The organism is Pseudomonas sp. TE3-3-F2023, from assembly GCF_036784815.1.
Taxonomy (GTDB): Bacteria; Pseudomonadota; Gammaproteobacteria; order Pseudomonadales; family Pseudomonadaceae; genus Aquipseudomonas; species Aquipseudomonas pudica.
In genome coordinates this window covers 2,175,189-2,189,526 of record NZ_CP145113.1, presented here as the reverse complement: position 1 = coordinate 2,189,526, position 14,338 = coordinate 2,175,189, and the positions used below count along the sequence as shown (strand labels likewise).

10 protein-coding genes are annotated in these 14,338 nt (G+C 62.7%); 6 read left to right on the top strand and 4 right to left on the bottom strand.

The window, feature by feature from the left end; translation table 11 throughout:
- Positions 1–5: 5 nt before the first annotated feature.
- Entirely contained in the window at positions 6–1,883 is a 1,878-nt protein-coding gene (locus tag V3314_RS09975) for an MFS transporter (RefSeq protein WP_046617170.1), read from the bottom strand.
- Between the two features lie 258 nt (positions 1,884–2,141).
- Here V3314_RS09975 and V3314_RS09970 point away from each other — a divergent pair, with 258 nt between their 5' ends.
- Positions 2,142–3,320 (top strand): MFS transporter, encoded by a 1,179-nt coding sequence (locus V3314_RS09970; protein WP_046617169.1) that lies wholly within the window; start codon positions 2,142–2,144, stop codon positions 3,318–3,320.
- A gap of 169 nt (positions 3,321–3,489) precedes the next feature.
- Entirely contained in the window at positions 3,490–6,966 is a 3,477-nt protein-coding gene (locus V3314_RS09965; protein ID WP_046617168.1) for a hybrid sensor histidine kinase/response regulator, read from the top strand.
- Here the strand turns inward: V3314_RS09965 and rmuC are convergent.
- Positions 6,938–8,311 carry a DNA recombination protein RmuC gene (rmuC, locus tag V3314_RS09960; protein WP_338460312.1) on the bottom strand — a complete coding sequence of 458 codons (1,374 nt, stop codon included), beginning with the start codon at positions 8,309–8,311 and terminating at the stop codon, positions 6,938–6,940. The two genes, V3314_RS09965 and rmuC, sit on opposite strands and share 29 nt — an antisense overlap.
- A 231-nt stretch (positions 8,312–8,542) precedes the next feature.
- The gene (locus V3314_RS09955; protein WP_046617173.1) at positions 8,543–8,962 is read right to left on the bottom strand and encodes an SEL1-like repeat protein; all 420 of its coding nucleotides are present in this window, start codon (positions 8,960–8,962) and stop codon (positions 8,543–8,545) included.
- 952 nt (positions 8,963–9,914) lie between these two features.
- Between V3314_RS09955 and V3314_RS09950 the strand changes: the two genes are divergently transcribed.
- From V3314_RS09950 to V3314_RS09940, 3 genes are all read left to right on the top strand, one after another.
- Positions 9,915–10,139 (top strand): hypothetical protein, encoded by a 225-nt coding sequence (locus tag V3314_RS09950; protein WP_003257337.1) that lies wholly within the window; start codon positions 9,915–9,917, stop codon positions 10,137–10,139.
- Between the two features lie 249 nt (positions 10,140–10,388).
- Positions 10,389–10,871, top strand: a complete 483-nt coding sequence (locus V3314_RS09945) for a hypothetical protein (protein WP_025338041.1) — start codon at positions 10,389–10,391, stop codon at positions 10,869–10,871.
- Between the two features lie 147 nt (positions 10,872–11,018).
- Positions 11,019–12,284 carry an outer membrane protein transport protein gene (locus V3314_RS09940; RefSeq protein WP_046617166.1) on the top strand — a complete coding sequence of 422 codons (1,266 nt, stop codon included), beginning with the start codon at positions 11,019–11,021 and terminating at the stop codon, positions 12,282–12,284.
- Positions 12,285–12,328: 44 nt separating this feature from the next.
- Here the strand turns inward: V3314_RS09940 and V3314_RS09935 are convergent, their stop codons facing one another.
- On the bottom strand, positions 12,329–13,258 hold the full coding sequence (locus tag V3314_RS09935; RefSeq protein ID WP_322493231.1) for a LysR family transcriptional regulator: 930 nt from the start codon (positions 13,256–13,258) through the stop codon (positions 12,329–12,331).
- Between the two features lie 113 nt (positions 13,259–13,371).
- On the opposite strand from V3314_RS09935, the gene V3314_RS09930 reads away from it, so the two are divergent.
- Complete coding sequence (locus tag V3314_RS09930; protein WP_046617164.1) at positions 13,372–13,632, top strand: DUF2798 domain-containing protein; 261 nt, start codon at positions 13,372–13,374, stop codon at positions 13,630–13,632.
- Positions 13,633–14,338: the final 706 nt, after the last annotated feature.

Sequence of the window (14,338 nt, the reverse complement as noted above, 5' to 3'; positions counted from 1 at the left end):
TCCCCTTAGCGCAGGTTGCCGCGCAGGCGGCTGACCTGCTCACGCAAGGCTTCTGGCTGCGCCGCCTCCACCGGGATGGCGGCGCCTGCCACGATGGTCACCCGCGACCACAGGCGCTTGAAAAAGCCCTTGGCCGGGTCACGACTGAAGAAGCTGCCCCACAAACCCTGCAAGGCCAACGGAATGACCGGCACCGGGGTTTCTTCGAGGATGCGGTTGACGCCGCCCTTGAACACATCGATCTCGCCATCCCCGGTCAGCTTGCCTTCAGGGAAGATGCATACCAGCTCGCCATCGGCCAGGTACTCGGCAATACGCGCGAAAGCACGTTCGTAGATGGCCAGGTCTTCGTTGCGCCCGGCAATCGGGATGGCGCCTGCGGTGCGGAACACGAAGTTGAGTACCGGCAGGTTGTAGATCTTGTAGTACATGACGAAGCGGATCGGCCGGCGGATCGCCCCGCCCAGCAGCAGCGCATCGACAAACGACACGTGGTTGCACACCAGCAGCGCCGCGCCTTCGTCGGGGATGCGTTCGAGGTCGCGGTGCTGAACCCGGTACATCGAATGGCTGAGCAGCCAGATCAGGAAGCGCATGGTGAACTCGGGCACAATCCTGAAGATATAGGCGTTGACCGCGATGTTGAGCAGCGACACCACCAGGAACAGTTGCGGGATGGTCAGCTCGGCCAGGCCCAGCAGGATGATGGTGAGCACTGCCGACACCACCATGAACAGGGCGTTGAGGATGTTGTTGGCAGCGATCACCCGGGCGCGCTGGTCTTCGGCGGTGCGGGCCTGGATGAGTGCGTACAGCGGAACGATGTAGAAGCCGCCGAACACTCCAAGGCCGACGATCGACAGAAGGATCCACCAGGCCTGGCCCATGCCCAACAGCGCCAGCCAGTCATGCGGTGCCGCCGCAGCCGGCACATCGCCGGAGTGCCACCACCAAAGCAGGCCGAACAGGCTCAGCCCGAACGAGCCGAACGGCACCAGGCCGATTTCCACCTTGCGCCCACTCAGGCGCTCGCACAGCAGCGAACCCAGGGCGATCCCCACAGAGAACAGGGTCAGCACCAGGGTCACCACGGTGCCATCACCGTGCAGCCAGTCCTTGGCATAGGCAGGGATCTGCGTGAGGTAGATGGCACCGACGAACCAGAACCACGAGTTGCCGACGATCGAGCGCGACACCGCCGGCGGCTGCCCAAGGCCCATGCGCAGGATCGCCCACGACTGCCTGAAGATGTTCCAGTCCAGCGACATTTGCGGCGAAGCGGCAGCGGCCCGCGGGATCCAGCGGCTGGCCAGGTAGCCGAGCACGGCGGTGCCGACCACGCCACCGGCCACCACGGTGGCATAGCTGTCGGCCGACATCATCACCCCGGCACCGATGGTGCCGGCAAGGATGGCCAGGAAGGTACCGGTTTCCACCAGCCCGTTGCCGCCGACCAGTTCTTCCTCGCGCAGTGCCTGCGGCAGGATCGAGTACTTCACCGGGCCGAACAGCGCCGAGTGGGTCCCCATGCCGAACAGCGCCACCAGCATCAGCGCCAGGTGGTTGGTGATGAAGCCGAGCGCGCCTACTGCCATGATCGCGATCTCGGCCAGCTTGATGGCCCGGATCAGCGCATCCTTGGCGAACTTCTCGCCAAACTGCCCGCCGAGCGCAGAGAACAGGAAGAACGGCAGGATGAACAGCAGGGCGCACAGGTTGACCCAGATCGAACGGTCACCCTCGCCCAGGCTGAGCTTGAACAGGATCGCCAGGATCAGCGACTGCTTGAACAGGTTGTCGTTGAAGGCACCCAGCGACTGGGTGATGAAAAACGGCAGGAAACGCCGCTTGCCGAGCAAGGTGAATTGCGAGGAGTGACTCATCGTCCTTGGTCCTGAGGGCTTTTCAATTGGAGGCGCGCCGGGCGCGACAAGCCACAAATCTGCATGGGAAATGCGCTGGCTGGCAAGCGCTCAAGGAGTTTGCAGGACTGTACCGGCTCTTTCGCGGGCACGCCCGCTCCCACACGGATATCACATCGCCGCACCTGTGGGAGCGGGCGTGCCCGCGAAAGGCCTGCGCAGCAAGCCTCTGTTGGCATATGCTGGCGCCCGGCAAAACAGAACAACAAGGATGTGGTCATGCTCGCCGCCATAAAACGCTACCCGCACACCGTACGCCTGCTGCTCACCACCACCTTCACCCTTACCGTCGCCCGCGCCCTTACCCTGCCCTACCTGGTGGTGTACCTGGCCGACAACTTCCAGCTGCCAATCAGCCAGATCGGCCTGCTGATCGGTGGTGCGCTGATCATCGCCTCGCTGCTGAGCCTGTATGGCGGCCACCTGGTGGATACCTTGCGCAACCACACGCTGGTCAGCGCCAGCACCCTGCTGTTTGCCGCGGCCTTCATCGGCGCGGTCGTCAGCAATTCGGCGCTGCTGTTCTTTCTCTGCCTGGTACTGATCAACCTGGCCCTGGCAGTGGTCGACATCGCCGCCAAGGCGGGCTTCTGCGCCTTGCTGCCGGTGGAGGAACGGGCCGAGGTGTTCGCCATCAAGTACACCCTCAGCAACGTCGGCTACGCCGCCGGCCCGCTGCTGGGCGTGGCCATGCTGGAGCTGAACGACCATATGCCGTTCATCGCCTCCGCCCTGCTCGGCCTGGCTATGTGCCTGGCCTACTGGCGCCTGGGTGACCGCAGCCTGCAAGCCAATGCGCCGGACAAGCCCGGGGCCGGCTTTGGCCAGGTGGCGCTGGGGCTGGCCCGTGACCGGCGGCTGGTATGCTTCACCCTGGGCGGGGTGCTGAGCGCGGTGGTATTCGGCCAGTTCACTGCCTACCTGTCGCAGTACCTGGTGGTGACCAGCAGCCCGGCCGAGGCGGCGCGTCTGATCGGTTACCTGGTGACCACCAACGCAGTGACGGTGATTGCCCTGCAGTACCTGATCGGTCGCCGCATCAGCCGCCAGCGCCTGATCCCCTGGTTGCTGGCCGGCATGGGCCTGTTCATCGCCGGGCTGCTGGGCTTTGCCCTGGCCGGTTCGGCGCTGGCGTGGTGCCTGGCGATGCTGGTGTTCACCCTGGGCGAGATCATCGTGATCCCGGCCGAGTACATGTTCATCGACCTGATCGCGCCGGAGCACTTGCGTGGGGTGTATTACGGTGCGCAGAACCTGTCCAACCTCGGCGCGGCACTGGGGCCGGTGATGGTGGGGTTTGCCCTGGTGCATCTGTGGCCAGGGGCGATCTTCTACCTGCTGGTGTTGTCGGTGATACTGGCGGGGGTGTTTTATTGGCTGGGTACCCGCAAAGGATGATGTCTGCTCTGCTGGCCTCTTCGCGGGTTCACCCGCGAAAGGGCCGGCACAGGTTAAAGAGAACCCTGCGACCACCTGCCACTGCGACCATCGTCTGCGCTGACGAAGCGGCACCTGCGTGCCAGACTGATTGATCGGGACCGCGTTATCTTTTTGCTTCGGAGTATTCATGTCGTTGTCCAGCGGGCTGATCGCCGTGGTCGCCCTGGCCTATATGGCCATCATGTTCGCCATCGCCTTCTACGGCGACCGCCGCAGCACGCCGTTGCCGCCGAAGCTGCGTGCCTGGGTGTACAGCCTGTCGCTGGCCGTGTACTGCACCAGCTGGACCTTCTTCGGCGCGGTCGGCCAGGCCGCCGAACAGCTCTGGGCATTCCTGCCGATCTACCTTGGCCCGGTGCTGCTGCTGATCTTCGCGCCCTGGGTGCTGCAGAAGATGGTGCTGATCAGCAAGCAGCAGAACATCACCTCGATCGCCGACTTCATCGCCGCGCGCTACGGCAAGTCACAGTCCCTGGCAGTGGTCGTGGCGCTGATCTGCCTGATCGGTGTGCTGCCGTACATCGCTTTGCAGCTCAAGGGGATCGTGCTGGGCGTTAACCTGCTGATCGGCGCCAATGCCGACGCTACCGGCACCCGCGTGCAGGACACCGCGCTGGTGGTGTCGCTGGTACTGGCACTGTTCGCCATCGTCTTCGGTACCCGTAGCCTGGACGTGACCGAACACCACCGTGGCATGGTCCTGGCGATTGCCTTCGAATCGCTGATCAAGCTGCTGGCCTTCCTCGCCGTAGGCATCTTCATCGTCTTCAACCTGTATGACGGCTTCGACGACCTGTTCAGCCAGGCCCGCCAGTCGATCCACCTGCAGGACTATTGGCAGGAAACCATCAACTGGCCGTCGATGGTGGTGCAGACCGCCGTGGCGATGATGGCGATCATCTGCCTGCCACGGCAATTCCACGTCACCGTGGTGGAAAACATCGAACCCCAGGACATGCGCCTGGCACGCTGGGTATTCCCGATGTACCTGGCGCTCGCCGCGCTGTTCGTGGTGCCGATCGCGCTGGCCGGGCAGATGCTGCTGCCGGGCACGGTAATCTCCGATTCGTTCGTTATCAGCCTGCCGCTGGCCGAGGCACACCCGAGCCTGGCCCTGCTGGCATTCATCGGTGGTGCCTCGGCGGCCACCGGCATGGTCATCGTCGAGGCCGTGGCGCTGTCGACCATGGTCTCCAACGACATGCTGCTGCCCTGGCTGCTACGCCGTACCAACGCCGAGCGGCCGTTCGAGGCGTTCCGCCACTGGATGCTCTCGGTACGCCGAGTGACCATCGTGGTGATCCTGCTGCTGGCGTATGTCAGCTATCGTCTGCTGGGCTCCACCGCCAGCCTGGCGACCATCGGCCAGATCGCCTTTGCCGCCGTGACCCAGCTGACCCCGGCCATGCTCGGTGCACTGTACTGGAAACAGGCCAACCGCCGCGGTGTGTTCGCCGGCCTGGCCGCAGGTATTTTCCTGTGGTTCTACACCTTGGTGCTGCCGATTGCCGCGCACAGCGTGGGCTGGTCGCTGCAGCTGTTCCCAGGGTTGGCGTGGCTGCACGGCAACCCGCTGAACCTGCCGATCAGCCCGCTTACCCAGGGCGTGGTGCTGTCGCTGGCGGGCAACTTCACCCTGTTCGCCTGGGTTTCGGTGCTGTCGCGCACGCGGGTGTCCGAGCATTGGCAGGCCGGCCGCTTCATCGGCCAGCAGACCAGCGCCAGGCCCAGCAGCAAGCCGCTGCTGGCGGTGCAGATCGACGACCTGCTGACCCTGGCCTCGCGCTTTGTCGGCGAAGAACGCGCCCGACAGAGCTTCATCCGCTTCGCCTACCGCCAGGGCAAGGGCTTCAACCCCAACCAGAACGCCGATGGCGACTGGATCGAACACACCGAACGCCTGCTGGCCGGCGTGCTCGGCACCTCGTCGACCCGCGCCGTGGTCAAGGCCGCCATCGAAGGCCGCGACATGCAGCTGGAAGACGTGGTGCGTATTGCCGACGAAGCCAGCGAGGTGCTGCAGTTCAACCGCGCCCTGCTGCAAGGGGCCATCGAGAACATCAACCAGGGCATCAGCGTGGTCGACCAGAACCTGCACCTGGTGGCCTGGAACCGCCGTTACCTGGAACTGTTCAACTACCCCGACGGGCTGATCAGCGTGGGCCGGCCGATCGCCGACATCATCCGCTACAACGCCGAGCGTGGCCTGTGCGGCCCGGGCGAGGCGCAGGTGCATGTGGCGCGGCGCCTGCACTGGATGCGCCAGGGCCGTGCGCACTCTTCCGAGCGCTTGTTCCCCAATGGCCGGGTGATCGAACTGATCGGCAACCCGATGCCGGGCGGCGGTTTCGTCATGAGCTTCACCGACATCACCCCGTTCCGCGAGGCCGAGCAGGCCCTGCGCGATGCCAACGAAAGCTTGGAACAACGGGTGGCGGAACGCACTCAAGAGCTGTCGCAGCTAAACCAGGCGTTGTCCGAAGCCAAGAGCCGTGCCGAAGCGGTGAGCCAGTCCAAGACCCGTTTCCTGGCTGCGGTAAGCCATGACCTGATGCAGCCGCTGAACGCCGCCCGGCTGTTCTCCGCTGCCTTGTCGCAGCAGGCCGAGGGCATGAATGAAGAGGCCCGGCAACTGGTGCAGCACATGGACAGCTCGCTGCGCTCGGCTGAAGAGCTGATCAGCGACCTGCTGGATATCTCGCGCCTGGAAAACGGCAAGATCACCCCGGATACCAAGCCCTTTGCCCTCAACGAACTGTTCGACACCCTGGGCGCCGAATTCAAGGTGCTGGCCGCCGAGAAGGGCCTTGAGTTCCGCCTGCGCGGCAGCCGCCTGCGGGTGGACAGCGACATGAAACTGCTGCGCCGGGTGCTGCAGAACTTCCTGACCAACGCCCTGCGCTATGGCAAGAGCCCGATCCTGCTGGGCGCACGGCGCCAGGGTGAACAGTTGTGGCTTGAGGTGTGGGACCGTGGCCCGGGCATCGCCGACGACAAGCTGCAGGTGATCTTCCAGGAGTTCAAGCGCCTGGACAGCCACCAGACCCGCGCCGAGAAGGGTCTGGGCCTGGGCCTGGCGATCGCCGACGGCCTGTGCCGTGTGCTGGGGCACAAGCTGGAGGTGCGCTCATGGCCGGGCAAGGGCACGGTGTTCCGCGTCAGCGTACCGATTGCCCGGCAGGCCGCCACGGCGCCCACCGCCCCGGTGGAACAGGTCGGCCAGCCACTTGCCGGGCTGCAGGTGCTATGCGTGGACAACGAAGACAGCATCCTGATCGGCATGAACAGCCTGCTCAGCCGCTGGGGTTGCCAGGTGTGGACCGCGCGCAACCGTGCCGAATGCGAAGCCCTGCTGACCAAGGGCATGCGCCCGCACCTTGCACTGGTGGACTACCACCTGGACGACGGCGAGACCGGTACAGGGCTGATGGGCTGGCTACGCGCGCGCCTGGGTGAGCCGGTGCCGGGCGTGGTAATCAGTGCCGACGGCAGCAAGGAAACCATCGCCATGGTGCATGCCTCTGGCCTGGACTACCTGGCCAAGCCGGTCAAGCCGGCGGCCCTGCGCGCCATGCTCAATCGCCATCTGAGCCTGGTTCAGTAAGCGCTTCGTCCGGCAACACCTCGTCGGAAAGCGCCCGCTCCAGCAGGTCGGCCGGCAGGCTCTTGCTGGCGCGGGCGCCCAGCAGCTTCAGCTGTTCGCTGCGGCTGACCAGGTTGCCGCGCCCTTCACACAGCTTGTTGCGCGCGGCGGCATAGGCCTTGTCCACCTGCTGCAGGCGGCTGCCCAACTCGTCCAGATCCTGGATGAACAGCACGAACTTGTCGTACAGCCAGCCGGCGCGCTCGGCGATCTCGCGGGCGTTCTGGCCCTGACGTTCCTGCTTCCACAGGCTGTCGATCACCCGCAAGGTGGCTAGCAAGGTGGTCGGGCTGACGATCACTATCTGCCGGTCGAAGGCTTCCTGGAACAGGTTCGGCTCCGCCTGCAGGGCTGCCGAGAAGGCGGCCTCGATCGGCACGAACAGCAGCACGAAATCCAGGCTGTGCAGGCCCTCGAGGCGGTTGTAGTCCTTGCTCGACAGGCCTTTGACGTGGCTGCGCAGTGACTGCACATGCTGCTTGAGCGCGGCCTCGTCGTTGCCGGCGACGAACTGCTGGTAGGCGGTGAGGCTGACCTTGGCATCCACCACTACCTGCTTGTCGCCGGGCAGCATGATCAGCACATCAGGCTGGAAGCGCTCGCCATCGGCGCTCTTGAGGCTGACCTGGGTCTGGTATTCGCGGCCCTTTTCCAGGCCGGCATGCTCCAGTACCCGCTCCAGGATCAGCTCCCCCCAGTTGCCCTGGGTTTTCTGGCCCTTCAGCGCCTGGGTCAGGTTGGTAGCTTCGTCGGACAGGCGCAGGTTGAGTTGCTGCAGGCGCTCCAGCTCCTTGCCCAGCGAGAAGCGCTCGCGGGCTTCCTGCTGGTAGCTTTCCTCCACACGTTTTTCGAAGGCCTGGATGCGCTCCTTGAGCGGGTCGAGCAACTGGCCGAGGTGCTGCTGGCTGGTCTGGGCGAAGCGCTGCTCGCGCTCGTCGAAGATCTTGGTAGCCATGTCGGCGAATTGAGCGCGCAGTGTGTCGCGGGCTTCCTGCAGGTCTTCCAGACGCTGTTGGTGGCTTTCCTGCTGCTCGCGCAGTTCGGCGTCCAGGCGTGCGGTCTGGGCCTCCAGGCGGCGCAGTTCGGCTTCGCGGTTGGCACGCTCGAGGTTCCAGGCGTGGGCGGCGTCACGGGCGTTGTCGCGGTCGATCTGCAGCAGTTCCAGCTCACGGCCCAGGGCGGCCAGCTGGGTCTGCTTGACGGTGTTGGCTTCGCTGAGGTCGCTGACCTCGTCGCGGCTGGCGTCCAGTTGCGCCTGCAGGCCGGCCAGGGCCAGTTGGGCAGCATTGAGGCGCTCTTCGAGCAAGGCCTGCTCGCCTTGCCGCGCGCCCTGGCGGCGCTGCACCTGCATGACCCAACCCAGGCAAGGTACTGCACCTGCCACCAAGCCCAGCAGAATGCTGGCCAGATCCACTGTCATGCTTACCCCGAATGATCCTGGATGAATGCATCGCAGCTTATCAGCCTGAGCGGTGTGTTGCCTGCTCCGGCCTTTTCGCGGGTTCACCCACGAAGAGGCCACTGCTGGCAATACACCTCAGGCATGGAACCACTGCCTCAAAAGCCGCCGCGCCTCCTGCGACCCCTGTCCCGCCGCCAGCTCCAGCCAGTACCTAGCCTGCTCCGGCTCGCTGTGCTGGCACAGCCGCGCAAACTCCAGCTGCGCACGCCGGTCACCAGCACGGGCGGCCTGGCGCAGCAGTTCATGGCCAATACGCCGGTCACGGGCATTGCCGCAATCGCGGCACAACATCTGCCCCAGGCGGCTTTGCGCCACGACCACGCCCTGACGCGCCGGCTGTTTCAACAGGCGCCCGGCAAGGTGCTTGACCTGCGGCTTGTCACCCAGGCGCGGGTTATCGAGCAGCCACAAAGCCACTTTGAGGGAGAACCGTTTGGGGGGAGGCGCAGGCATCGATGCAGCGGGGCTGGCGAGGGGTTTACCGCGAAACTTCATGAGCAACAGGTTTGGCAACTCGAAAGGCGCGCCACTCTACCCTTTTTCTTGCGCCTTGGCCTTTCTATTTCCGGAGGATTGAAAAAATTTTCAATGATCTTTTCTTGACGTTTTCAAGAGGATGACCAACAGGTCTTTCGGAGCACGTCGATTGTCGGACAGTACAATGTAGTGCTGGCACGCCCGTCCTAGAGCAAGCGCCGGGGACAATCCACAGTTCCTGTGGATAACTCGGTGGACAACCCCCTCCCATCCCCCGCAAACCCCTATGAACTGGGGCTTTCGCTCAAACTGACGATTTTTTCACCAGCTAAAAATAGTGTTTTTTTTCATTGACTTAACCGCCCAGTCAAGGCATTGGCGAGGCTGCCGCAGCGTGCTGCGAGGCAGTTGCAAGCAATGCTCCGAATGTGAACAAGTGCACCATAAACCTTCATTTGAGTGCACGAAATCGGTACATCAGTCTGGATGCGGGCCTTTTGCTCCCTCTTCCCAGCAGGGCAAATACGCGCCATACTGCCCGGCTCAGCTGAACAAACATGAAATGCTTGCCAAGCACCGGTATTTCCGCTAAGGTGCGTCTCGTTAGTACCAAGCTGAAAGTCAATTCTGGCCTGAAGCGTCCTTGCAGAACCGCTCCTCCCAAGGGTGGCGCTGCTGAAACCAGGACCGGCCCATTCGATGATTCACTCGCAAGCCACGCGCTGCTCAAGCACGAATCACGTGACAGATTGATCAGGATCCCATACCGACGGCCTAGAACCTTGGCCCCGGCGTGCTGCCTGCCTTCCGAAGTACCTACCAGTCAGCCCATGCGCCCACCTTTGAATGCGCTCCCTCTGGCTGCCCTGTTCCAGTCAGGTTCGTTCGTCCCTTAATAAAGGCGTCACTGGAACGTTTCTATCATGCACGGATCATAACCCCCGTGTTTAAAGCAGGAACATCCAACAATATGCAAACTCATCATCAGATTCAGGCTGCCATTGGCACCCTCTCCCAGGCCTTCTCGCCGTTGAAGTGCCTCATCGTTGCCCCACGCAAGGGCAGCTTCAGCTTCACCCTGGTAGACGAACACGGCGTCGCTTGCCACACCGAGCGCCTGTACCCTGAACAGTACAGCCGCAGTGAACCGCTGCAGGCGGTCATCGCCCGAACCCGCCAGTCGCTCACCGCGTGAGCGGCGAATACTGCGGTATTCAAGCGCTGAATCATCCCATCGCAAGCCTGCCTGAACGTTCGTGGCGTAATTGCCTTAAGGCATATAGCCCGGTACGTCAGGCAGCAATCGATTTAAAAACAGCCCTTTACACCACGATTATCACACTACACTTCAACTCGAGCGGTGCTTGCCGCTTCCGGCGGGCCTGATCACTTACCAGCTGCCAAGCTCCAGCGCCCGTCCGGCCCTTAACTGCTCGAGGGCATCATGGGTATCGCGGCGAATGAATTGTGTCAGTATGTGATCCGACCTACCCTGGTCTACCTGAACCGTCACTGCGCCAGCGCCGAAGCCTTGTTGCTGGGCATCGCCGCCAGCCAGTCGGCCCTGGGGTCGGCCTTGCACGACCGTCGTGGCCATGGCCTGTACCGTATCGGCGAACACCGTCACCAGGCGATCTGGGACGACTACCTTGCCCGTGACCCCGACCTGGCAAGCCTAGTCCGCGGCTTGGCCAGCCAGCATGCCTTCCTGGGCGGCCCGCACCTGGAACTCACCGTAAACCTGCGCTATTCCACCGCAATTGCCTGGATGCTCGTTGAAGAGCAGGCCACGCCACTGCCTGCCGCCGATGACCTTCTCGCACTGGCGCGGATCTGGCGGCAGATTTTCAACCCCCAAGGTCGCCTGCGCGACTTCACCCACGCCTGGCATACCTGCATAGATCAGAGATTGCCGCAGGCATCTTAGGACGCGTCCTACAACGCACCCGGAAAAAAGGGAATTTTGGTCGGATTGTCCTACAAAACCGCTCTATCTCCCGCGATTGAGGCTATAGCGCGGCGCGTGAATTGTTGGTAGCTTTTCGCCCCGGAGATCCCAAGGAGTTTTCTAATAATGAAAAAAGTAATGCTCAAAGCCTCCCTCGGCGTAGCCGTCGCACTCGCTTCCAGCCAACTGCTCGCGAGCGGCTTCGCGCTGAACGAACAGAGCATCAGCAGCATGGGGACAGGTTTCGCGGGACGTTCTTCCTCTGCCGAAGATGCCAGCACCGTTTTTGGCAACCCGGCCGGCATGTCCCGCCTCAAGCGCGAACAGTTCACCGTGGGCGGCGCAGCCGTCATCGCCAAGACCGACATCTCGGGCCCGGGCAGCAATCTCGGGGGGGAAACCGATGGTGATATGGTGCCTGTCGTTGGCGTACCCATGGGTTACTACGTCAAACCGATCGACGACCACTGGAGCGTCGGCTTTGGTGTCTACGTACCGTTCGGCCTGGTAACCGACTATGGCAGCGATGACGCCGCACGTTACTGGGGCAAGAAGAGCCACGTACAGGTTGTCACATTCCAGCCGACCGTCAGCTACGCATTCAACGACAAGGTCTCGATCGGTTTTGGCCCGACCATCAACCGCATCGAGGGGGAACTGGGCTCGAACCTGATCAACCCGTTCACCCCGGGTCGTAATGACGGCGAAGTGAAGATCAAGGGTGACGATACTGCCGTCGGCTACAACATCGGTATCCTGGTACAAGCCACCGACCGCACCCGCGTCGGCCTGACTTACCACTCGATGGTCGACTACAAGCTCGAGGGCAAGACCCGTGTCAGCACCCCGCTGATCGGGCCGTTCAACGGCAACAAGTTCGACGCTACGCTGAAAATCAAGACACCAGAATCGGTCGACCTCTCGGTTACCCATGAACTGGACGACCAGTGGACCCTGTACGCAGGTAGCACCTGGACGCGTTGGAGCCGCCTGAAAGACATTACCGTGCAGAACGATGTTCCGGCACCACTGGCAGGTTCGGCGTTCCAGACCATCACCGAAGAGCAGAACTGGCATGATACCTGGGCTCATGCCATCGGTGCATCGTACAAGGTCAACAAGGAGTGGGTGCTGCGTACCGGCTTCACCGTCGACCAGGCGCCCACCAACAACCACGACCGCTCGCCGCGTATCCCGACTGGCGACCGCCGGATATTCAGCCTGGGTGCAGGCTGGAGCCCGAACGACGACATGACCATCGACGTCGCTTACTCCTACCTGTGGGAAGAGGACGTCAAGGTGAATCTGGCCAGCGCGACCAAGGGCAGCTACCGGGCCAAGTACGAGAACAGTGCTCACGGTATCGGTGCATCCCTTACCTACCGCTTCTGATCAGTACGCGTTACATGAAAAACCGCCCTCGTGGCGGTTTTTTTTCATGCCTGCACCTGCCAGCTGTCACCCAGGCATTCGCGCAGGTAGTCCATGAACATACGCACTTTTGCGGTCATGGCGAAGCGGTCGGCCAAGCAAAGGTAGATATCCATCGGTTCGGTCTGGGCATAGGCCTGGCCGCTATCGCTGTATTCGAACAACGGCACCAGCGCCCCGGTGGCCAAATGCGGCCGTACGATGAACTCGGCCAGGCGGGTGATGCCGCCATCGTGCAGTGCCATCTGGGTCAGGGCGTCTATGTCGTCGCTGATCAATACGCTGCCGAACTCTGCCTCGAACCGCAGCCCGTCGCGCATGAACCCCCAACGCAGGAAGCGCCCATCCACCGGGTAGCGGAACACCAGGCAGCGGTGCTCACGCAAGGCCTCGGGCGTGGCCGGCACGCCGGCGCTTTGCAGGTAACCGGGCGAGGCACAGCAAATGAACGGGATACGGGCGATATGCCGGGCCAACAATTGGTCTTCGAGTTGCGGAGCAATGCGCAGGCTCACGTCCACATCCTCCCGGGCGTGGTTGACCCGGCGATCAGTCGTTATCAACTCTATCGAAAGCAGTGGGTAGCGGGCACTGAACGCGGGTATCAATGGCGCCAGCACGTGACGACCGAAGGCGGACGTCGAAGCAATGCACAGCCGCCCTTGGGGCTCACTGTCGGGGGTGGTGACGGCCTGTTCGGCCAAGGCCAGGTCGCGCTCGATGTGCCTGACGCGTTCGTAATACTGGGTGCCAGCGGGTGTCAGCGCCATACTGCGGGTGGTGCGGCTGAGCAGGCGAACCTGCAAGTGGCCTTCCAGTCGCGCCAGGTTCTGGCTGACCGCGGCCGGGCTCAGGCCCAGATTGCGGGCCCCGGCGGCGATGCTGCCGGCTTCGACCACCTTGATGAAGCTGCGAATGGCGTTGAGCAGATCCATGCTGAGCCCTGGATTCGTAAGAATCTCTTTATAAAGAACTCAATGCGGCTGGTCTACAGTTGCTACCGGATGCGTTGCTAACCTGCGCCTCTACTTACCTTTCAGGAGTTCGCATGAGCAACCTGTCCCAGACGCGCAGCCGACGCAAATTGCACCCGGGCGCCACGCCCTATGTTTTTGCCTTCTACATGTCCTCCATCATGGCGCTATTGATGTGTTTCGTGATCACGGCAGCGAATGGGGGGATCAACCCTGAATACCTTGGCAACGTGCTGAAGGCTTACCAGTTGGCGATGCCTGTGGCGTTCGTTTGTGTGTTGATGGTCAGGCCGGTGGTGGTGCGGTTGGTGACGATTACGGTGCATTCAAAGTGAGAGTAACCTGAAACCCAGGCAAGTCCCTTGCTCTTGCTCTTGCTCTTGCTCTTGCTCTTGCTCTTGCTCTTGCTCTTGCTCTTGATCTTCGCGACTTCAGGAGGCCGAGCAGAGGGCTTGCGGAGGGAGGTGACGGGCATGGATGCCCGTCAAGCGCTGAGGCCCCATGGATGGGGCCTGCAGCGCGTACTCCCGGGAGCAAGACCGGCGCGAGGGAACCCCGGAGCGCAGCGTAGGGGCCGGATGATGGGAGCGCAGCGTTTTTTGGTTACTTTTTGCCGCGTTTGGCAAAAAGTGACTCGCCGTAAGGGCGAAAAGGTGAGTATGCGTCGCCATCGTAAATGGACTATGCGCGGAATCAAGACCAGTACTTTTCTGCTCTTCGCTCTTCGCTTTCAAGCGTGGGCATCAACAACAAGGTCAACATTCATTTTCTAAGGTGGCGCTTATTCACCTTTCCGCCCTTACGGCGGGTCACTTTTTGTCAAACGCGACAAAAAGTAACCAAAAAACGCTGGCTCCTATCATCCGGCCCCTCCGCTGCGCTCCGGGGTCCCCTCGCTACGGGCCTGCTCCCGGGAGTACGCGCTGCAGGCCCCATCCATGGGGCCTCAGCGCTTGACGGGCATCCATGCCCGTCACCTCCCTCCGCAGTCCCTCCGCTCGGCCTCCTGAAGTCGCAATCGGCGGCGCCTGAACTATTGCG

What these genes read in the sequence shown, in the direction of transcription:
- V3314_RS09950 (WP_003257337.1), top strand. Translation starts at nt 9,915, where the DNA reads ATGCAAACTCATCATCAGATTCAGGCTGCCATTGGCACCCTCTCCCAG.
- V3314_RS09930 (WP_046617164.1), top strand. Translation starts at nt 13,372, where the DNA reads ATGAGCAACCTGTCCCAGACGCGCAGCCGACGCAAATTGCACCCGGGC.
- V3314_RS09955 (WP_046617173.1), bottom strand. Translation starts at nt 8,962, where the DNA reads ATGAAGTTTCGCGGTAAACCCCTCGCCAGCCCCGCTGCATCGATGCCT.
- V3314_RS09940 (WP_046617166.1), top strand. Translation starts at nt 11,019, where the DNA reads ATGAAAAAAGTAATGCTCAAAGCCTCCCTCGGCGTAGCCGTCGCACTC.
- V3314_RS09965 (WP_046617168.1), top strand. Translation starts at nt 3,490, where the DNA reads ATGTCGTTGTCCAGCGGGCTGATCGCCGTGGTCGCCCTGGCCTATATG.
- V3314_RS09975 (WP_046617170.1), bottom strand. Translation starts at nt 1,883, where the DNA reads ATGAGTCACTCCTCGCAATTCACCTTGCTCGGCAAGCGGCGTTTCCTG.
- V3314_RS09945 (WP_025338041.1), top strand. Translation starts at nt 10,389, where the DNA reads ATGGGTATCGCGGCGAATGAATTGTGTCAGTATGTGATCCGACCTACC.
- V3314_RS09970 (WP_046617169.1), top strand. Translation starts at nt 2,142, where the DNA reads ATGCTCGCCGCCATAAAACGCTACCCGCACACCGTACGCCTGCTGCTC.
- V3314_RS09935 (WP_322493231.1), bottom strand. Translation starts at nt 13,258, where the DNA reads ATGGATCTGCTCAACGCCATTCGCAGCTTCATCAAGGTGGTCGAAGCC.